General features: G+C 30.7%; 15 protein-coding genes. 2 read left to right on the top strand and 13 right to left on the bottom strand.

Annotated features, from left to right (window positions below; all coding sequences use genetic code 11):
- Window positions 1-7: 7 nt before the first annotated feature.
- The 7 genes from pheT to AMN81_RS05695 are packed head-to-tail and all read right to left on the bottom strand — an operon-like array spanning window position 8 to window position 7,760.
- Window positions 8-2,416: a phenylalanine--tRNA ligase subunit beta gene (pheT, locus tag AMN81_RS05725; protein WP_072091108.1), complete on the bottom strand. Its 2,409-nt coding sequence runs from the start codon at window positions 2,414-2,416 to the stop codon at window positions 8-10.
- Entirely contained in the window at window positions 2,413-3,480 is a 1,068-nt protein-coding gene (pheS, locus tag AMN81_RS05720) for a phenylalanine--tRNA ligase subunit alpha (RefSeq protein WP_023854434.1), read from the bottom strand. The genes pheT and pheS overlap by 4 nt, the downstream gene beginning before the upstream one ends.
- Before the next feature lie 43 nt (window positions 3,481-3,523).
- A complete protein-coding gene (rplT, locus tag AMN81_RS05715) occupies window positions 3,524-3,880 on the bottom strand; it encodes a 50S ribosomal protein L20 (RefSeq protein ID WP_072091106.1) in 357 nt (118 codons plus the stop codon).
- Window positions 3,881-3,882: 2 nt separating this feature from the next.
- Window positions 3,883-4,089, bottom strand: coding sequence for a 50S ribosomal protein L35 (rpmI, locus tag AMN81_RS05710; protein WP_023854436.1), 207 nt, complete (start codon window positions 4,087-4,089; stop codon window positions 3,883-3,885).
- Between the two features lie 53 nt (window positions 4,090-4,142).
- The gene (gene infC, locus AMN81_RS05705; RefSeq protein ID WP_072091105.1) at window positions 4,143-4,688 is read right to left on the bottom strand and encodes a translation initiation factor IF-3; all 546 of its coding nucleotides are present in this window, start codon (window positions 4,686-4,688) and stop codon (window positions 4,143-4,145) included.
- Window positions 4,689-6,605 carry a threonine--tRNA ligase gene (thrS, locus tag AMN81_RS05700; protein ID WP_072091103.1) on the bottom strand — a complete coding sequence of 639 codons (1,917 nt, stop codon included), beginning with the start codon at window positions 6,603-6,605 and terminating at the stop codon, window positions 4,689-4,691.
- Window positions 6,606-7,760 carry a glycosyltransferase family 4 protein gene (locus AMN81_RS05695; RefSeq protein WP_072091102.1) on the bottom strand — a complete coding sequence of 385 codons (1,155 nt, stop codon included), beginning with the start codon at window positions 7,758-7,760 and terminating at the stop codon, window positions 6,606-6,608.
- A 42-nt stretch (window positions 7,761-7,802) separates the two neighbouring features.
- On the opposite strand from AMN81_RS05695, the gene AMN81_RS05690 reads away from it, so the two are divergent.
- Window positions 7,803-8,546: an alpha/beta hydrolase gene (locus AMN81_RS05690; protein WP_072091101.1), complete on the top strand. Its 744-nt coding sequence runs from the start codon at window positions 7,803-7,805 to the stop codon at window positions 8,544-8,546.
- Here AMN81_RS05690 and gltB read toward each other — a convergent pair.
- Window positions 8,543-13,048: a glutamate synthase large subunit gene (gene gltB / locus AMN81_RS05685; RefSeq protein WP_072091100.1), complete on the bottom strand. Its 4,506-nt coding sequence runs from the start codon at window positions 13,046-13,048 to the stop codon at window positions 8,543-8,545. The genes AMN81_RS05690 and gltB overlap by 4 nt on opposite strands.
- On the bottom strand, window positions 13,048-14,487 hold the full coding sequence (locus AMN81_RS05680) for an NAD(P)-dependent oxidoreductase (RefSeq protein WP_072091098.1): 1,440 nt from the start codon (window positions 14,485-14,487) through the stop codon (window positions 13,048-13,050). The genes gltB and AMN81_RS05680 overlap by 1 nt, the downstream gene beginning before the upstream one ends.
- Window positions 14,488-14,670: 183 nt before the next feature.
- On the opposite strand from AMN81_RS05680, the gene AMN81_RS05675 reads away from it, so the two are divergent.
- Window positions 14,671-15,435 (top strand): undecaprenyl-diphosphate phosphatase, encoded by a 765-nt coding sequence (locus AMN81_RS05675; protein WP_072091096.1) that lies wholly within the window; start codon window positions 14,671-14,673, stop codon window positions 15,433-15,435.
- Here the strand turns inward: AMN81_RS05675 and AMN81_RS05670 are convergent.
- The 4 genes from AMN81_RS05670 to AMN81_RS05655 form a co-directional block, all read right to left on the bottom strand.
- Window positions 15,432-16,325, bottom strand: coding sequence for a DMT family transporter (locus tag AMN81_RS05670; protein ID WP_072091094.1), 894 nt, complete (start codon window positions 16,323-16,325; stop codon window positions 15,432-15,434). The two genes, AMN81_RS05675 and AMN81_RS05670, sit on opposite strands and share 4 nt — an antisense overlap.
- Before the next feature lie 6 nt (window positions 16,326-16,331).
- Window positions 16,332-17,594 carry a 2-oxo acid dehydrogenase subunit E2 gene (locus AMN81_RS05665; RefSeq protein ID WP_072091092.1) on the bottom strand — a complete coding sequence of 421 codons (1,263 nt, stop codon included), beginning with the start codon at window positions 17,592-17,594 and terminating at the stop codon, window positions 16,332-16,334.
- Window positions 17,594-20,632 carry a pyruvate dehydrogenase (acetyl-transferring), homodimeric type gene (aceE, locus tag AMN81_RS05660; RefSeq protein WP_072091091.1) on the bottom strand — a complete coding sequence of 1,013 codons (3,039 nt, stop codon included), beginning with the start codon at window positions 20,630-20,632 and terminating at the stop codon, window positions 17,594-17,596. The genes AMN81_RS05665 and aceE overlap by 1 nt, the downstream gene beginning before the upstream one ends.
- Before the next feature lie 128 nt (window positions 20,633-20,760).
- Window positions 20,761-21,948: an acetyl-CoA C-acetyltransferase gene (locus tag AMN81_RS05655; RefSeq protein WP_072091089.1), complete on the bottom strand. Its 1,188-nt coding sequence runs from the start codon at window positions 21,946-21,948 to the stop codon at window positions 20,761-20,763.
- Window positions 21,949-22,064: the final 116 nt, after the last annotated feature.

The following is a 22,064-nucleotide window of genomic DNA, read 5'->3' as shown; positions in this document are numbered from 1 at the left end:
AATTATTTTAGGAACGAATTTTAGCACCAGTTTTATTTTCAACTGTTTCTATTATCAAATTATTAGTTTTTTCTAAATCGTTATCCGTTAATGTTTTTTCCAATGATTGAATAGTTACGCTTATAGCAACTGATTTTTGATTTTCAGGAATATTGTGCCCTTCGTAAACGTCAAACACTTTAATATTTGAAATTAAATTTTTATCAATACTTGATATGACACTCACTATATCTTGCACACTTATTTTTTTATCAACAATAAATGCAAAATCTCTTTCAGATTTTTGAAAGTCGGATACTGAATATTTTGTTTTTTGATCTTTTAAAGATTTTTTTGGCAGTTTTAAATTATCTAGAAATATTTCAAATCCTACTAAAGACTCTGTTTTAATATCTAGCGTTTTAATGATGTTTGGATGAATTTCACCAAAATAAGCAGCCACCTTATCTTTTCCCTTATTTAAAAATATTCTACCTGATTTTCCTGGATGATAATAATTGGGACTTTCATCATCTATATAGAATTTTTCAGCGTTAAAGCCAGCTTCTGCTAAAGTTTGTATAACATCTCTTTTAATATCAAAAACATCTACATTTCTCTCTTTTTCAATCCATGAAAGTCTAGATTTTTTTCCAGCTGACAGCCCGCAAACAACTGTGTTCTGTTCTCCAGGTTTTGGACCATAAAATATTGGCCCTATTTCAAATATTGATAAATCTTTAATTCCTCTATCTAAGTTTTTGCTAATATACATTGCTAAATTTGAGAAAATAGAATTTCTTAATACTCCTAATTCAGAGCTAATTGGATTTACAATTTTTATTTCTTTACTGGCTTCTTTAAAGTGATCATTATATTTAGAATCTGTAAAAGACCAAGTAATTGCTTCCAAATACCCTTTGGATGCTACTGATCTTTGAAGAAAATGAAATAACTTTTGAGTTGGATTTAAAGTATTTTTTAATCTTTCTTTAATAGGATTTTCTATTTTTATTTTTTCATAGCCACTAATTCTTGCAAGTTCCTCAACTATATCAATTTCTTGAACAATATCTGGTCTCCAAGATGGAACTGATAATTTAAAGAATTTTTTTTCTTTTTTTAATTTAAAACCAAGTTTTTCTAAAATGATTATCATTTCTTTAGTTGAAATTTTAAAACCAGTAATTTTTTCAAATGTTTTTGGTTCAAATTTTATTACTTTGTTTTTATAAGATTCAATTTTTTGAATATCTATTTTACTAATTTCACCACCACAAATTTCCTTAATTAAAAAAGCTGCTTTATTTAATCCATCTTCAATAGATAAATGATCAATACCTCTTTCAAATCTAAATTTAGCATCTGTATCGATATTCAATTTTTTAGCAGTTTTTCTAATTGATCTTGGATCAAAATAAGCCGATTCTAATAAAACATTTTTTGTATCTAACTCTGTACCAGATCTTGTTCCTCCAATAATTCCACCTAAGCCTAAGACACCTTTGTTATCACTTATCACACACATTCCATCATCTAGTTTATAATTTTTATTATCTAGAGCGGTAAATTTTTCTCCTGATTTTGAATTTCTAACAATTATTCCTTTATCAATTTTGTCAGAATCGTATGCGTGCAAAGGACGATTAATATCTATCATGACATAATTTGTAATATCTACAATTGCAGATATTGGTTTTTGGCCTATAGAAATTAATTTATCTTTCAACCATTGAGGGCTTTCTGTATTTTTGACGTTAGTTATCAAACAACTACCAAAAGATAAACAGCCTTGATTTTTTTCTTTTGTGATCTTTACTTTTAAGGTCTGTTTTTTATTAGATTTAATTTTTTTATCTTTTTCTGTTTTTAAATTTCCAAAACCTGCGGCTGATAAATCTCTTGCTATCCCCCGAACTCCAAGACAGTCTGGTCTATTTGGTGTAATTGATAAATCGATAAGATTAGAGCTTGATTTAGAAAAATAACTTTTTCCAATACTTTTTGCATATTTAGTTGGTGACAGCTCTGTAATTCCATCACTTTCATCTGATAAATTCAATTCAGATTCAGAACAGAGCATTCCATATGATGTAACGTCTCTGATTTTAGCAACAACAAGTTTGGTTTTGTTTTTGGGGATTATTGCACCTGGTGGGGCATATACAGAAAGAAGACCCTCTCTTGCATTTGCAGCACCACAAACAACTTTTTTGATTTCTTTATCACCAACATCAACATCACAAACTTTAAGTCTGTCTGCATTTGGATGTTTTTCTGTTTTTACAATTTTTGCTACCTTAAATAAATCTAACCCCTCAGATAAGTTTTCTATACTCTCAACCTCAAGACCTATGTCTGTTAGTTTCTCAAGAAGTTTATCTTCTTTAGCACTTACTTTTAAATGATCTTTTAACCAATCATATGTAATCTTCATCTGCTTAAACCTCTGTAATTTGAAGGAACATCAAGTGGATCAAAACCAAAATGATTTAGCCATCTATAATCACAATCAAAAAACGCTCTTAAATCATTAATACCGTATTTAAGCATTGCTAATCGGTCTATACCTATGCCAAAGGCATATCCTTGATATTTAGAAGGATCTACTTTTACATTTCTTAAGACATTTGGATGCACCATACCACAACCTAAAATTTCAAGCCACTTGTCTCCCTCTCCGATTATTATTTTTCCATCTTTTATTTCATAACCAATATCTACTTCAGCAGATGGTTCTGTGAATGGAAAATGACTAGGTCTAAATCTCATTTTAATTTTTTCGACCTCAAAAAATTCTTTTATGAAATAGTTCAAGCATCCTTTCAAATGCCCCATATTAATATTTGTATCAATATGCAAACCTTCTACTTGATGAAACATTGGTGCGTGTGTTTGATCACTGTCAGATCTATATGTTCTTCCAGGAGCAATGATCTTGAATGGAGGTTTGTCTTTTAGCATAGTTCTGATTTGAACTGGTGAAGTATGAGTTCGTAACAAAACCTCTTTGTTTTCATTTAAGTAAAATGTATCATGCATATCTCTCGCAGGATGATTGTCTGGTGTGTTTAGGGCAGTAAAGTTGTTATATTCATTTTCAACATCAGGGCCTTCCTCAACACTAAATCCTATTTCAGAGAAAATAGAGGAAATTTCATCAATAGTTTGTGATACTGGATGAACTTTTCCTCTAACAAATGGTCTTTCAGGTAAAGTTATATCAACTTTTTCCTTTTCTAATTTTTCGTTTATTTTTTTTCCTTCTATCTCACTAATTTTAGAAGTTATCAAATTCTGAAGTTCGTCTTTAACTTGATTTAAATCTGATGCAAATTTTTTTCTATCAGTCTCTGGAATTGAACCTATTGTTTTAAATTTTGATGAAATTAAACCATTTTTACCAAAGAGCTCGGTTTTGATTTCATTTATTTGATCAATACTTAAATCATTTTCTAGTTTTGATATAAACTGATCTCTAATATTTTTTATCTCTGACATATTAGTAGATTATTTCCTTAAGAAATAAAAACAATAGCGAAGATTAATTTAAAGCTGATTGAGCTTTTTGTACAATTGTTTTGAATGCTTCTGGGCTATCGTAAGCAATTTCAGCAAGAATTTTTCTATCTATTGCAATACCACATTTATTTAATCCATTGATAAATTTCGAATAAGTTAAGCCTTCAACTCTAACTCCAGCATTGATTCTCTGTATCCATAATGATTTAAAATCTCTTTTTTTATTTCTTCTGTCTCTGTAAGCATATTGCATGGATTTTTCCATAGCTTGCTTAGCAACTCTAATGGTATTTTTTCTTCTGCCCCATTGACCCTTTACAGCTTTTAAAACTTTTTTATGTTTAGCTTTGCTAGTTACACCTCTTTTTACTCTTGCCATTATTAACCTCTTAAACTGTAAGGCATGTATGACTTAACAATTTTTCCATCTTGTTTAGACAATGTTGTGGTGCCTCTTAGTTTTCTTATTTGTGAATTCGTTCTTTTAATCATGCCATGTCTTTTACCTGCTTGAGCAGAAATAACTTTACCCTTAGCAGATATTTTAAATCTTTTTTTTGCTGAGCTTTTTGTTTTTAGTTTTGGCATAATTCTGCGGACTTATACAAAGAAAGATATAATTTTACAACCTCTATTAAGGCTTATAAAGGCTGAATTACCATGATCATTTGCTTACCATCAAACTTGGGATGCAATTCTACCTTACCAATATCCTTCATATCTTCTTTAATTTTAACCATTAGTTCATTCCCTAAATGAGAATGCTGAAGTTCTCTACCTTTAAATCTTATTGTGAATTTGACTTTATCTCCTTTTGCTATAAATTTTTTAGCATTTTTAACTTTAAACTCATAATCATGAGTTTCCGTAACAGGTCTCAATTTAATTTCTTTTAAAGAAACAATTTTTTGTTTTTTCTTTGCTAGATTTGCTTTTTTCTGGGCATCATACTTATATTTACCCATATCCATTATTTTACATACAGGAGGATTTGCATTAGGTGCTATTTCAATTAAATCTAAACCTTGATTTTTTGCCATGGAAATAGCTTCATTGGTATTCATCACTCCAAGATTTTCTCCATCACTTGCTATAACTTGTACGTCAGGAGAAGAAATTCTATTATTAGATCTTGGACCTTTGTCCCTAGTTCTTTTTTGAAAATAATTTTGTTTGAAGTCTGCCACTTAGTTTGATGACGCTTTATTTAAAGCAGAGAATGTTTTTAAGAATTGATCTATACCCATATTTTCTTGTTTGTTAGAGTCTAATCTTCTAATCGTTACTGAATTAGAGTCAACTTCTTTTTTACCACAAATTAATAAAAGCGGTATTTTTGCTAAAGAATGATCTCTAATTTTGTAATTTAAATTGTGATTTTTTAAATCTACTGCAGAACTTATTCCTGAATTTTTAATTTTATTTGATACCTCGACTGCATAGTCATTAAATTCTTCTGAAATAGGTATTACCATAGTCTGTAAAGGAGATATCCAAAATGGAAACTTGCCTGCATAGTTTTCAATTAAAATTCCAATAAATCTTTCTAGAGAACCAAATAATGCTCGGTGCAACATAACAGGAACTTTTTTAGTACCATCTTTATCAACATAAGAAGCATCTAATCTTCCAGGTAAATTTAAATCTACTTGCAAAGTTCCACATTGCCAATCTCTGCCAATAGCATCTCGTAAAACAAATTCAATTTTAGGACCATAAAATGCTCCCTCACCTTTATTAATAGTATATTCTAATTTAGAGGCTTTAACGGCTTCAAGCAAAGAGGCTTCTGCTTTATCCCATACTAAATCATCACCAACTCTTACTTCTGGCCTATCTGCATATTTTAGAATCACATTTTCAAAACCAAGGTCCTTATAAATATCTAGTATTAGATTTGTAACAATTAAACATTCGCTAGTAATTTGATCTTCAGTGCAAAATATATGGGCATCATCTTGCGTAAAGGCTCTTACTCTTAATAACCCATGTAAAGCGCCTGATGGCTCATAACGATGAACTTTCCCAAATTCAGCGAAACGTAACGGAAGATCTCTGTAACTTTTTAAGCCTTGATTAAATACCTGGATATGACCAGGGCAATTCATTGGTTTAATTGCAAAAACTTTCTCATCTGGTGTTTCAGAAGTATACATGTTTTCTCCATATTTTTCCCAATGCCCAGATTTTTCCCATAGTTGTCTATCTAGTACCTCTGGAGTATTGACCTCTTTATAACCAGCTGCGTCTTGTCTGCTTCTCATGTAGTTAATGAGCTTTTGAAACAAACCCCACCCTCTTTCATGCCAAAATACTGATCCAGGGCTTTCTTCTCTAAAATGAAATAGATCCATTTCTCTACCTAGTTTTCTGTGATCTCTTTTTTCGGCTTCTTCTATTCTTTTCAAATATTCATCTAGATCTTTTTGACTTGCCCAACTCGTACCATATATTCGTTGCAACATTTCATTATTAGAGTCTCCTCTCCAATATGCTCCTGATACTTTTGTAAGTTTAAAATATTTCCCTATTTTACCTGTAGAAGATAAATGTGGGCCTCTACATAAATCATACCATTCTCCGTGAAAATAAATTGATACATCTTCATTTTCAGGTATCGCTTCTATTAGCTCGGCTTTATAAATTTCTCCTTTTTTTTTAAAATGGCTAATTGCTTTGTTTCTATCCCAAACTTCTCTTTTTGTTGTTTCATTCCTATCAACAATCTCTTTCATTTTGTTTTCAATTTTAACAAGATCATCCTCTGTAAATGGTTCTTTTCTAGCAAAGTCATAATAAAATCCATTTTCAATCACGGGTCCAATTGTAACTTGTGTACCAGGAAACAATTCTTGAACAGCCATAGCTAAAATATGAGCTGTGTCATGCCTTATAGTTTCCAAACCCTCAGGATTTTTTGAAGTAAAAATTTTTACAGAACAGTCATTTTCAATTTGAAAATCAAGATCTTTAAGCTCACCATCAACACTTATGATAATGGCTTGCTTGGCTAATGATTTGCTAATTTTTTCAGCTACTTCAAGTCCAGTAACTTTATTAGGAAAATCAATATTGTTTCCGTCAGGTAATGTTATTATCGGCATTTAATTTAATAATCTCTTATACTCTGAATAAGTAGAAAAGCACATTTTTTCAACATTAAATTTTTGAACTATGTTTTTTCTTCCCTCATAACCAATTGATTTTAATAGAGTTTCATCCATGTTAAGAGTTTTTAAAATTTTATTTCTTAATGATTTAGCATTTCCTGCTTCGTATAAGAAACCAGTTTTTTCATCAATTATCGTTTCGTTAGAACCTCCAATGTTACTTGCTATTATTGGTTTTTTCATTGATTGTGCTTCGACAGCAACTCTGCCAAAAGCCTCTGGTTCGGTTGAGGCTGAAACAATAATATCAGAAACTTTATAAGCCAAGGCCATGTCCTTGCAATGATCTATAAATCTTATTTGTTTAGACAATCTATATTGCTCTGAAAGTCTTATTAATTTTTTCTTATATAAATCTCTACCTTGATCACTACCTAGAATAACAGCATAAAATGCTTCATAACCCAATTCTATATTCACTAAGTTAATTGCCTCAATAAATACTTCCTGTCCTTTCCAAGAAGTTAACCTACCGGGTAATAGTATAATTTTTTTATCTTTTTCAATGTTCCATTTTTTTAATAATTTTTTCTCATCAATTTCGATTTTGGTTGTTGGATCAAAGTAGTCAACATTTATTCCTCTAAAAATAACCATTAATTTTTTTTTCTCATTTAAATATTTTGAATAATTTTTTTTAATATGAGAAAAAATAAAATTAGATCCTGCAATAATTAAATCTGCTCTAATCATTACTGAATTATAAATTTTTTTTATATTACCCTTAAAATTGTATGTTCCATGAAATGTAGTTACGAATTTTCGTCCAGTGATTTTTGTTGCTAACAAACATGACCAAGCAGGTGCTCTACTTCTCGCGTGAACAAGAGAAATATTATAAACTAAAATTATTCCAATTAAGATAAAAGCATTAATTAAAATTAGCAAAGGATTTTTACTTTGCACCGGAAGTCTAAATATTTTAACTTTTTTTCTATCTACAAATTTAAGTAATTCGCCACCACTTGTTACAATAAATGATTTACAATTATTTTCTGATAAATAATGCGCAATATCATAACAGCCTGTTTCAGCTCCGCCATAACCTAATTTTGGAATTACTTGTAAAACTTTTAAATCAGATGACATTTGATATGATTATATATTAATAGACAAAACTTATAAACGATTATGGCAAATTTCAGATTTCATCAAATATCGAATACACAGAAAATTAGACATATTTCCAAAATTTTTAAGAATAGTTCTTTTATAGTTTTTTTGCATGGCTTTATGTCAGATCTAGAAGGAAAAAAACCAAATGCATTTTTGAAATTTGCTAAAAAAAATAAAATTAGTTTTTTGGCACTAGAATACTCTGGTCATGGAAAATCTTCTGGAAAATTTGTAAATGGAAATATTTCAAAATGGAGTAAAGAGACATCAATTTTAATAAAAAAATACGTTAAAAAAAAAGAATTTATACTAATTGGCTCAAGTATGGGCGCATGGATTTCGCTCAATCAATTCAAAATTTTCAAAAAACAGATTAAAGGATTTTTAGGAATAGGGGCTGCTCCTGAATTTTTAGAAAATTTAATGTGGAAAAAATTTACTAAAAAAATGAAAGAGGAAACAATACGTAGGGGTATTTATCAATTAAAACATGGCAATTATGAATATCCAATTACTTTACAATTAATAAAAGATGGAAGAAAAAACAAAGTCTTAAATAAGAAAATTAATTCAAAAATTAAAGTAACAATGGTACATGGTGAAAAAGATGAAGCAGTTCCTGTCTCATATTCAAGAAAAGTTTTAAAATTATTTCCAAAAGCTAAGAAAAAATTAAATATTATAAAAAAAGGTGATCACAGTTTATCAAATAAAAAATGGCTAAATATAATTTTAAAAGAGCTTCAATTATTAATTTAGCTTACTTTTTTTATATCTTTTTTTAAAGTAATTGGATTTTTTAATTTATCCAACATTTCTTTAGGACACACCTGAACAAAATTATTTACTTCATCATCAAAGTTCTCAATTATTTTTTTCGATAATTGAGATTCAGTTTCTTTAAAGTGCTCACTCACTAAACTTTTTAGATATTCTTTCCAATAATCTGTTTCTACATTTTGCCAAACTACTGATTCTGGATTTACTTTCTTTTCAAACTGTTGAGATTTGTCATATATAAATGCCATTCCACCTGTCATACCAGCTGCAAAATTATCACCAACATCTCCTAAAATTACTACAGTTCCACCAGTCATATATTCACATCCATTAGAATCGCATCCTTCAATTACAGTAACTGCACCAGAATTTCTTACAGAAAATCTTTCACCAGCTTGGCCAGCAGCAAAAAGTTTTCCTGAAGTAGCTCCGTAAAGAACAGTATTTCCTAAAATTGTATTCTCGTTTGAAACTAAATTGCTCTCTTCAGGTAATTTTATTGAAATAGTAGCTCCTGATAAACCTTTGCCAACATAATCATTAGCATCTCCCTTTAATACAAGTTTTAACCCTTTAGAAGAGAAAGCACCAAATGATTGACCTGCTGATCCTTTGAAATTTAAGACTAAAAAGTTTTCATCAAGTTTTTCATAACCATATTTTTTATATAAATGATGAGAAATTCTTGTTCCTACTGCTCTGTGAGTATTTTTAATTTGATATTCTTTCTCAATTTTTTCAGAATTATTTAAAGCTTCTTCAATTTCTGGCCAAATTTCCTGGTCAAGAGTATCTGGTACACTATTTATTTCTTGATCCTCACAATACCTTGGATTACTTCCAGTGTCAGCTTGAACAAATAAAGGATTTAAATCTAAATCGTCTAAATTTGGAGAACCCTTACTAATCTGTTTTAACAAATCTGTCCTACCAATCACCTCATTTAATGATTTAAAACCTAAATTTGCTAATATTTCTCTTACTTCAGTAGCTATAAATGTGAACAAATTAACTACTTTTTCTGGAGTTCCAGTAAATTTTTCTCTGAGCTTTTCATCTTGTGTACAAACGCCTACAGGACACGTATTTGAATGACACTGTCTTACCATTATACATCCCATTGCAACTAATGCTGTTGTAGCAACTCCATATTCTTCAGCACCCATCATTGCTGCTATCACCACATCTCTTCCAGTTTTAATTCCACCATCTGTTCTCAATGTAACTTTGTGTCTAAGATTATTTAAAGTTAATACTTGGTTTGCTTCTGTCAAACCCATTTCCCATGGTATTCCAACATACTTAACACTAGTCTGTGGTGTTGCTCCTGTTCCACCATTATGTCCAGAAATTAATATTATATCTGCTTTTGCTTTAGCTACACCAGCTGCAATTGTTCCTACTCCTGAGGAAGCAACAAGCTTAACTCCAATTCTTGCTTTAGGATTTATTTGTTTCAAATCATAAATTAGTTGTGCAAGGTCTTCTATTGAATAAATATCATGATGTGGTGGTGGTGATATTAAAGTTACTCCTGGAGTTGAATGTCTAAGTTTGGCAATTTCTTCAGTAACCTTAAATCCTGGTAACTGACCCCCTTCACCAGGCTTAGCGCCTTGTGCAATTTTAATTTCTATCTCATTACAATTATTAAGATAATTAACTGTAACTCCAAATCTTGCAGAAGCTATCTGTTTAACTCTTGAGTTTGCACTATCACCATTATCTAAAACTTTAAATCTACTTGAATCTTCACCGCCCTCTCCGCTACATGAAGCACCTTTGATCCTATTCATACCAGTTGCCAAAGTTTCATGTGCCTCTTTCGATAAAGCTCCATGAGACATGCTCCCACTTCCAAATCTCTTTAAAATATTTTCTATTGGCTCAACCTCAGAAATATCTATTGGCCCACTTAATTTTTTTTCTCTGAAATCAATTAAGTCTCTAAGATTTATTGGTGGTAAACTATAAATACCATCCGCATATCTTTTATAAGCATCATAAGAATTAGATCCTACTGAACTTTGAAGTAAATGAATTAATTTTCCTTGATATTGATGTGTTTCACCATTTTTACGATATCTATATATACCGCCTATCGGCAATATGGTTTCAGAACTTTCAAATGCCTCTTTATGAATTTCTCTAATTTTTTTCTCTATACCCGTAAGTCCAATACCTGAAATTTTAGAGACCACTCCTGGAAAATAATCTGCAACAATTGTTCTACTTAAACCTACAGTTTCAAAGTTACATCCACCTCTATAAGAACTTAGAACTGAAATACCCATCTTAGACATGATCTTTAATAAACCTGCGTTTACTGATTTTATGTATCTCTCTACACATTCATCAAAGCTAAATTTTCCAAATAACTTCTTTTCATGACGCTGAAATAAACTATCAAATGCTAAATATGGATTTACAGTAGTTGCTCCAACTCCTATTAAGGTTGCAAAAGAGTGTGTATCTAAAGCCTCTCCAGATTGTACATTTATTGATACATATCCTCTTAGTTTTTTTTCAATAAGGAACGAATTAATTGATCCAACTGCTAAAAGCATTGGTATTGGAAGTTTTAAGCTAGAAAGCTCTTTGTCACTTAAAATCAATTGAGTAACTCCCTGTCTTACTGCAATTTCAGCTTCTTTTTGAATTTTTTTAATTGAGTCAAACAAAGTCTCTTCTTCAGAAAAAGTACAATCAATTATAGATGAATTGTTGCCAAAAAAATTTATAAATTTTTCAAACTGTGAATTTGATAATATTGGACTATTTAAAACATAAATATTTTGCTTTGTTAAATTATCAAAATTTAAAATATTTCCAAGATTTCCAAATCTTGTTTTCAAACTCATAACCTTGTTTTCTCTTAAAGAGTCTATTGGTGGGTTGGTGACTTGGCTAAAATTCTGTCTAAAAAAATGGTATAACGGTCTATATCTATCTGACAAAACAGCCAATGGTGTATCGTCACCCATAGATCCAGTTGCTTCTTTAGCATCTTCTGCCATAGGATGCAGTATGAGCTCAAGGTCTTCTAAACTTATTCCAAAAGTATATTGCCTTCTTCTCAAATCATCTCCCGAAAAAGAATTTTTTTCATCTGAAATGGTTAACTTATCATCTAGGTCGATAATTTGTGAATTAAAGTGTTTATACTCTTTGGCTAAATAATCTTTTATTTGCTTATTAGTAAATACTTTACCTTTTTCTATTCTAACTCCAATTATTTCCCCAGGACCCAATCTTCCCTTTGACAAAATTCTTTTTTCATTTAATTCAATCATTCCTGTTTCAGAACCTGCAAATAATAATTTGTCTTTAGTAATTGCGTATCTTAAAGGTCTTAATCCATTTCTATCATTTGCGGCTATAACCCACTCATTATCAGTTCCAGCAATAGCAGCTGGTCCGTCCCATGGCTCCATAGTACTGTTTAAAAAATTAAATAATTGTTGGTGATCTTTTGGTAGAGTTTTATTTTTTTTAGACCATGCGTCTGGAACTAACATAAGCTTCGCCAAAGGCGCAGGCTGACCAGATATATTTAATAATTCAAAAACATTGTCTAATGCAGCAGAGTCTGATGCTCCCTGTTGTATAACAGGTTTTAAGTTCTCAACATCGTCGAAAAGGGGACTGTTCATCTCTTGTTCATGAACTTTCATCCAGTTTTTATTTCCTCTATAAGTATTAATTTCTCCATTATGTGCTATAGCTCTAAAGGGTTGAGCTAAATTCCAGCTAGGTGCTGTGTTTGTTGAAAATCTTTGATGAAAAATAGCAAACCTTGAAACAAATCTTTCATCTTTTAGATCAAGGTAGAAATCTGAGATAGCTTCAGCTAAAAACATTCCCTTGTAAATGATAGATTTAGAACTCAATGAGCAAATATAAAAATTGTTTAAAGACTTTTTAAAAGCTTCATTTTCTATCTTTCTTCTAGTTTCATAAATTTTTCTCTCTAAATCTTTATTTGTTAATTCTGGATCATAAGGTTTAAACAATACTTGAATAATTTCAGGCATTGTTTGGAATGCCTTTTCTCCTAAAACTTTTGGATTAACCGGAACTTGTCTCCAGCCATAAATACTAAAATCATTTTTTGTTAATTCACTTTCAACAATAGTTTTGCAACTTTCTTGTGCTGCGTAATCATTCCGAGGTAGAAATATCATGCCCACACATATTTCAGAATTATCATGTGTGTGTCCTGTCACTTCTATCTTTTCAATGAAGAAATCTTTTGGTATTTCAACATGAATCCCAGCTCCATCACCAGTTTTCCCATCGGCATCTACAGCACCTCTATGCCAAACTGCTTTTAATGCTTCAATACCATACTCTACAACTTTACGAGATTTTTTACCTTCAGTTGATGCAATTATACCAACACCACAAGCATCATGCTCCATGTCTTCTGAATAAACATTATTTTCTTTTAAAAGGTGAAGGTTTTTTTTATAATTTTCCATTAAGCCACTCTTTTTTCCACTTTAGATTTACTCTCTAGATAAGTTTTAATTGAAGCTGCTGCATCTCTTCCATCTTTTATCGCCCAAACAACTAATGAAGCTCCTCTAACTATATCACCAGCAGCAAACACCCCTTTTATATTTGTTTCCATAGTATCAAAATCTGTTTTAATAGTTCCCCACTTTGTTACTTGTAATTCACTACTATCAAATAAATTTGGTAAATCCTCAGGATCAAAACCTAGTGCTTTGATAACCATATCTGCTTTTGTTTCGTAACTTGAGCCTTCTTGTACTTGTGGCTTCCTTCTTCCTGTCTCATCTGGATCACCTAATTTAATTTGATCTACAATTATTTTTTCTACTTTATTTTTACCTTTAAATTCTTTAGGACTTGATAACCAAACAAACTCAACACCTTCTTCTTCTGCGTTTGCAACTTCTCTAGCAGATCCTGGCATATTTTCTTTATCTCTTCTATACAAACATTTAACAGATTTTGCCTTCTGTCTTATAGAAGTTCTTACACAATCCATTGCTGTGTCACCTCCACCGATTACAACAATATCTTTACCTTCTGCGTTTAAAATTCCCTTATCAAACAACTCAACATCATCTCCTAGACCTTTTTTATTAGATGCTGTTAAAAAATCCATTGCAGGAAAAATATTATCAAGATCATTTCCAGGTAAGTTTACTTCTCTTGCTTTATAAACTCCTGTTGCAATTAAAATTGCGTCGTGTTTTTTTCTCAATTGATCTAGGCTTGCATCTTTACCAACTTCAAAATTTTGAACAAATTCAATTCCTCCATCCTTTAATAGTTTTGTTCTTCGCTCTACAACTTCTTTTTCTAATTTAAAATTTGGAATTCCATAAATTAATAATCCTCCTGCTCTATCATATCTATCGTAGACAGTAATTTTATATCCATTTTTTCTTAATTGCTCTGCAGCAGCTAAACCAGCAGGACCTGCTCCTATAATTCCTACGCTTTGTTTTTTTTCATTCGTTACCTTAATTGGTTTTACCCAGCCCTCAGCCCAAGCATTATCTGTGATATATTTTTCTACTGATCCAATAGTTACTGTTCCATGACCAGATTGTTCAATTACACAATTTCCCTCGCATAATCTATCTTGGGGGCAAATTCGGCCACACACTTCAGGCATATTGTTTGTGCTTTGGGATAATTCATATGCTTCTTTTAATCTTCCCTCAGCTGTCAGTTTAAGCCAATCTGGTATGTTGTTACTTAAAGGACAATGAACTTGGCAAAAAGGTACTCCACATTGCGAACACCTACTTGACTGTTCTTTGGCTTTTTCATTGATATACTCGTCATAAATTTCATTAAAATCTTTCTTTCTCGTATCAACTTCTCTTTTAGGTGGAGTTTGTTGACCTATTTCAACAAATTTGAGCATTTTATCTGGCATAATATTATTTAAGTTTTGGCAAAATATACCCTGATTTATGTATATAAAGCATAAAATAGGTCATATATATTGACCTTAATTTTTAAATTATTACCGTCAACTAACACGTTTTTAATTATTGCATAGCTATTATGCTTAAATCGAATTGTTTTAAATAAATACTTTATAAGTTACGAAGAAACAATGTTTCAAAATATTATAGAAGTTTTAATTCTCTCCGCAATTCAAGGAATATCTGAATTTCTTCCTATTAGTTCTTCTGCTCATTTAATTTTGGTTTCTACTTTATATGAATTTAAATCTAGTTCTTTGCTTATTGATATCAGCCTCCATCTAGGTTCACTAATAGCTATAATTTATTTTTTTAAAGATGAATTGTTTGATATCAGAAAAAATAAAAGAATTTTAAATTTAATTGTATTAGGATCTATTCCATTAATAATTGTTGGATACATACTTTATAGTACAAATTTAATTTATCAGTTAAGAAATTTAGAAGTCATTGCTTGGACTACTTTAATATTCGCAATTATTTTATACATCTCAGACAAAAATCGATTTGATAAAAAAATTTCTTCAAATTTAAATTTTCAGTCAATAATATTTATAGGTGTTTTCCAAATTTTCTCTCTTGTACCCGGAGTGAGTAGGGCAGGAATTACTATAACAGCTGCGAGAATTTTAAAATTTAATAGAGTAGATTCAAGTAAGATATCTTTTTTACTTTCAATCCCAGCATTAGCTGGAGCTAGTGTCTTAAGTTTAAAAGATGTTTTTGAACAATCAATTCAGTTTAATTACTTAGTTGTTATCGCAATTATATCTTCTTTTATTTTTTCTTTTCTAACAGTTAAATTTTTTTTAATTTATATAAATAAATTTTCAATGAATGCGTTTGTAATTTATAGAATAATAATTGCTTTGATTTTATTTAGTTTAGTTTATTAAGTATATTTCTTCTTAATTAAAGGGAGTAATTGAGATAGGAGAACTCCACATAGAATAAAAAAGCATCCAAGTAAATTATTAACATCTAGAATTTGATTTAAAATAAACCAAGCAGCTATAGTCGCAAATACACCTTCAAGTGAAAATATAATAGCTGCTGGTGCAGGTGTAATATTTCTTTGTGCATAAATTTGTAGAACAAATGCAAATCCGCCAGATAATATACCTGCATATAAAATTGAATAAATTTCCATTAAAATATTACTTAAAATAAATTCTTCATAAATAATTCCAATTATAAATGAAAAAATAGCCACTATTAAAGTCTGTGCAGCTCCTAAGGTAAGTGGAAGATTGTATTTAGTTATAATGATCCCAGTAAAAATAATATGAGTGCTCCAAAATAAAGCTCCTAGAACAACTAAAGTATCTCCTAATCTTACTGTTGCATCATGAAAATTTGTTAATAAATATCCTCCAATTAAACATAGAATTACAGAAGGCCATACACTCCAATGCATTGATTTTTTACCAAACAAAAAAATGATAATCGGTACCATTGGCACATAAAAAATTGTAAAAAAAGCAGCATTTGCAACATCTGTATAAAGCAAAGCAACTTGTTGAAGTGCAGAGCCTAAAAATAAAGAAATTCCAATTAACAATGAATAAATTATGAAAGTTTTTTTATCTAATTTAAATTCTGATTTAAAATTTTTTAATTCAAACAAAATCAAAAGTGGAGTTATGGCTAAAAAACCAACAAAAAACCTCACAGCATTAAACGTAAAAGGGCCAATATTATCCATGCCTGTGTCTTGGGCAATAAAAGTTGTTCCCCAAATGAAAGTGCACAATAAGGCACTAAATAATGATATGGATTTACTCATTTTTAATTAGACAGCTAGTTTATAAGCAAAATTTTTCCCTAAGTTTTCTTTTAGATCATTATTAAACCTAGCTGCTTCTGCACCATCAATAATTCTGTGATCATAAGATAAAGAAATTGGGAGCATAGTCCTGGTTTGAAACTTACCATTCATAAAAATTTGTTTTTTTTCTGATCTTCCTACTCCTAATATAGCAACTTCAGGATAATTAATTATAGGTGTAAAAAAAGACCCTCCTATACCACCTAAACTCGTAATTGTCATCGAGCCACCAAACAATTCTTTTTTATCAATTTTTAAATTTCTGCAAAGTTCACTTACCTCTTTTAACTCTTTGCTTATCAGAGAAATTTTTTTGTTATTTGCATTTCTTATTTTTGGAACCATCAATCCATTTGGCGTATCAACTGCTATCCCAATATGGTAATATTTTTTTAAAGTCATTTTTCCAGTCTCAATTTCGTCAATAGAGGAATTAAAGCTAGGAAATTTCTTTAGAGATGCAACCAAAGCCTTTATTATAAATGCTAGAGGTGTAATTTTAATTTTTTCTCCAGTATACATATCGGTTAAGGAACTTCTAAAACTTTCCATCTCTGTTATGTCGGCTTCATCGTGATTTGTAACATGAGGAATTGTTGTCCATGAATTTGTAAGATATTTTGATGATAATTTTTTTACTCTTGGTATGTCTTGAATTTCTATTTCACCAAAATCAGAATGTTCAAATTCGTTTTTAATTTTATCTGGTTTACTATCTTTTACTACAACGTTGTTTTTTGAATTAGATGAAACAAATTTTTTAATATCATCTTCAACAACTCTGCCATCTTTCTGACTTCCCACTACTTGATTAATATCTACACCAAGTTCTCTAGCAAATTTTCTAGCTTTTGGACTTGCAGATGAAATTTCTGAAAAATTATTTTTAGAAAATGTTTTTTCTTGGATTTCAGGTTTTATTACCTCAATATTTTTTGACTCTTTTTCAATTTCTGGTTTTTCTTTAACCTCTTGCTTTTTAACTTTTAAATCACTTTCTATAGTTAAAATTAAGTCGCCCTCAGAAACTTTGTCTCCTACTCTTATTTTTAAATTTTTAATTTTACCTTCTAAATTTGATGGTATTTCTACACTAGATTTATCACTTTCGATTGTTATTAGAGCATCATTTTTTTTAATTGATTGACCTTCTGTAACTAATACCTCAATAACCTCAACATCTTTAAAATCTCCAATATTAGGTACTTTAATCTCAGTTTCTGACATTATAATTTTGTTGGCATTGGTTTGTTAGTATCAATATTATACTTCTTCATTGCATCTTTTGCATATTTAGAAGTTATAAGCTGTTCTTTTGCTAAAATACTTAAACCATAAGCAACCAAATGTTCTTTATCTACCTCAAAAAATTTTCTTAAATTTTTTCTTGTATCACTTCTTCCAAAACCATCTGCTCCTAATGAATAAAAGCTTTTATTAGTATAAGGTCTGATTTGATCTGAATTCATTCTCATATAATCAGATGCAGCCATAATTGGGCCCTCTGTTTGGCCCAAGCATTGCTCAACATAAGATTTTTTAGGTTCTTTATCAGGATTCAAAAGATTAAATCTTTCTACCTCCATTCCATCTTTTCTTAATTCATTAAAACTTGTTACACTCCATATCTCGCTATCAATTTGATAATCATTTTGCAAAATCTCTGCAGCAGACATCATTTCCCTTAAGATTGTTCCTGATCCTAAAAGTTGGATTTTAGTTTTTTTGTATTTGTTAAATTCTTTTATTTTATACATACCCTTTAAAATGCCTTCCTCACAATTTTTATCTTTCGGCATTTCTGGATGTGTGTAATTTTCATTCATTGTTGTAATATAATAAAAAACATTCTCATTTTTCTCATGCATTCTTCTTAGACCTTCTCGAAAAATTACAGCTAACTCATAGTGAAATGTAGGATCATAAGTTACACAATTTGGAATAGTTGATGCAATTAAATGACTATGTCCATCCTGGTGTTGTAAGCCTTCTCCAGCTAATGTTGTTCTTCCAGCTGTTGCACCTACCAAAAATCCTCTAGCCTGACTATCCCCGGCTGCCCAAGCTAGATCTCCTATTCTTTGGAAACCAAACATTGAATAAAAAATATAAATTGGGATCATTTCGATATCATGATTAGTATATGCAGTGGCAGCAGCAATCCATGAAGACATAGCACCTGCCTCATTGATACCTTCTTCTAAAACTTGACCACTTTTATCTTCTCTATAAGAACTTAATTGAGCAGCATCTTCAGGTTCATATTTTTGCCCCTCATGTGCATAAATTCCAATTTTTTGAAAAAAACCTTCCATTCCAAAAGTTCTGGCTTCATCAGGAATAATTGGAACTAATCTAGGAGATATATTTTTATCTCTTAATAAATTAGTTAGCATTCTCACAAGTGCCATAGTAGTGGACATTTCTTTTTCACCAGTCGATACTTTCATAAAATCAAAAATATCTTTGGTTGGTGCTTTTATTGGTTTTGCAAAAGTAGATCGCTCAGGTAAAAATCCACCTAATTTAATTCTTCTTTCTTTAAGATATTTTATTTCGGGTGATTTTTCATCAGGCTTAAAATATTCAATATTTCTTACCTGTTCATCTGTTAAAGGAACATCAAATCGATCTCTATAATACATCAAGTCATCAACATCTAATTTTTTAGTTTGATGAGTAGTATTTACACTTTCACCGGATTTTCCCATTCCATAACCTTTAATAGTTTTAGCAATAATTACTGATGGGCTTCCTTTATTTTTAGTTGCCTTATCATATGCTGCAAAAACTTTATGAGGATCATGTCCACCTCTATTAAGTCGCCATATATCTTTATCAGACATGCTTGAAACTAATTCTAATGTTTCAGGGGATTTTCCAAAAAACTTTTCTCTTACATAAGCACCATCTCTTGCTTTCATTGCTTGATACTCACCATCTACGGTTTCATTCATAATTTTTACTAATTGACCAGTTTTATCATTAGCAAGCAATGAGTCCCAATACGATCCCCAAATTACCTTTATTACATTCCACCCAGATCCTCTAAAACTTCCTTCAAGTTCTTGAATAATTTTTCCATTACCTCTAACTGGACCGTCCAATCTTTGAAGATTGCAATTAATTACAAAAATTAAATTATCTAAATTCTCTCTTGCAGCCAGCCCAATTGCTCCCATCGACTCTGGCTCATCCATTTCTCCATCACCTAAAAAGGCCCACACTTTTCTTCCTTCATCTTTAATCAAACCTCTATTGATTAAATATTTCATGTATCTGGCTTGATATATAGCAAGCATGGGGCCTAACCCCATCGATACTGTGGGGAACTGCCAAAATTTTGGCATTAACCATGGGTGTGGATATGACGATAGACCTCCAGGCTTTACCTCTTGTCTAAAACTATCTAATTGTTTCTCATTTAATCTACCTTCTAAGAAGGCTCTTGCATACATTCCCGGAGCACTATGCCCTTGGAAATAAATTAAATCTCCACCAAATTTATTATTTTTTGCTCTCCAAAAATGGTTCATGCCAACATCGTATAATGTTGCAGCAGATGCAAATGTACCAATGTGTCCACCAAGTTCAGGGTGTTTTTTATTTGCTCGAACTACCATTGCTGCTGCATTCCATCTAATTAACGATCTAATTCTTCTTTCAATATTTTGATCACCACTAGACTTTACTTCAGCCTCTGGGGGTATTGTATTAATGTAAGGTGTATTTTGAGTATAAGGAATATTCGCTCCTTCTCGATAAGCTTTGTTAATTAGTTCTTTAATCAAAAAATGAGCTCTTTGATTTCCATCTTTTGAAATAACTGCTGATAAAGACTCCAACCAATCTTGAGTTTCAAGCGGATCAATATCAGTCCCATTAACTACTTGTATTGTAGATTGTTTTTTCTCAATTATTGGTTCAGATATAATTTTTTCTTCCTCTTTTTTTTCAGCCATTGCTTCTTCAGCTTGTTTAATTATATTTTCTGTATCTTTTGGAAGAGTGCTTTCTAGTGATGTTTTTGGTGATGATGTAAGATTAAGCAATAAATCACCTTTAGAAACTTTATCACCAACTTTAACTCCTAAACTATCTACTTTTCCAGCAATTGTAGAAGGGATTTCAACACTTGATTTGTCACTTTCAATTGTAACTATTGGATCATTTTCTTTAATTTGATCACCAGGTTTTACAAGTATCTCTATAACCTCAACATTTTCAAAGTCACCAATGTCAGGAACAAGTAATTTTTCGCTCATTTATTAAAATGTTATATATACCCAAAAAAACATTATTGAATTTTATTTTAACACATTAATAAGGTTTTTTCGTTAATCTTGTGTTTTTATTGTACAAAAAATAAAAAAATAAATGAATTTTACGCTTTTTAGCTTCTCTCAATACACATAGCTATCCCCATACCACCACCAATACAGAGTGCCGCACAACCTTTTTTTTTATCTTGCTTGATCATTTCATGGATAAGTGTAACCAAAATTCTTGCCCCAGAAGCTCCAATCGGATGACCTAGAGCGATTGCTCCTCCATTAACATTAACTTTTTGTTCAGGGATTTTTAATTCTTTAATTACCGCAACACTTTGTGCTGCAAAAGCCTCATTAATTTCAAATAAATCCACTTCATCTATTTTCCAATTTGCTTTAGATAATGCTTCTTGAATTGAAGGTATGGGTCCTAATCCCATTAATGAAGGCTCAACCCCACAAGTTGCCCAAGATACAATTTTAACCAATGGCTCTAATGATTTTTTTTCTGCTTGCTCTCTAGACATTAAAACTAAGGCCGCAGCACCATCATTTATACCTGAGGAATTTCCAGGTGTTACAGTCCCATTTTCTTTAAATACTGTTTTTAATTTTCTTAGATCGTCTATACTTAAATTTTCTCTAGGATGTTCATCTTTTTCAAAAATTAATTTTTTGTTGCCATCTTCAATTTGTAATTTTATCAGCTCATCTTTAAATCTATTTTGACTATAAGCTTTTTCTGTTTTTTTCTGAGAATTTAAAGAAAAATTATCTTGTTCATCTCTAGAAATTTTATATTTTTTAGCAACATTCTCAGCTGTAACACCCATATGATAATCATTAAATGAATCGAGTAGACCATCTTTTATCATTGTATCTACTAATTTGTTTTCAGAAAATTTTTTATCTTCTCTATAATAAATTGCATGAGTTGCTCGAGACATATTTTCTTGACCGCCTGCAATGACTATTTTAGTTTCTCCTAAACTTATTGATTGATATCCTGAAACAACAGATCTTAATCCAGATCCACAAACCTGATTAACAATATGAGCAGGTTTAGAAACCGGTACTCCTGCACCGATTGAAGCTTGTCTAGCAGGATTTTGACCAAGTCCAGAAGTTAAAACGTGCCCCATAATTACTTCATCAATCTCCTCTAAATCTAATTTTGATTTATAAATTACCTCTTTAATTGCTATTGATCCTAATTTTGATGCGCTAAGATTTTTTAACGACCCTTTGTATCTTCCAATTGGAGTTCTTAGTGCTGAAGTAATAACAACATCGCTAGAATTTTTGCTCATAAAGTAGTTAACATAATATTTTATAAGTTAAATTAAATCAAAAACTTTGATATATGAGATATATTATTTAAAAGGACCGCTGGCCAAATTGGATAAGGCGCTCGGCTACGAACCGG

The organism is Candidatus Pelagibacter communis (assembly GCF_001179845.1).
GTDB classification, from domain to species: Bacteria; Pseudomonadota; Alphaproteobacteria; order Pelagibacterales; family Pelagibacteraceae; genus Pelagibacter; species Pelagibacter ubique_Q.
This window is presented reverse-complemented; position numbering and strand designations above follow the sequence as displayed.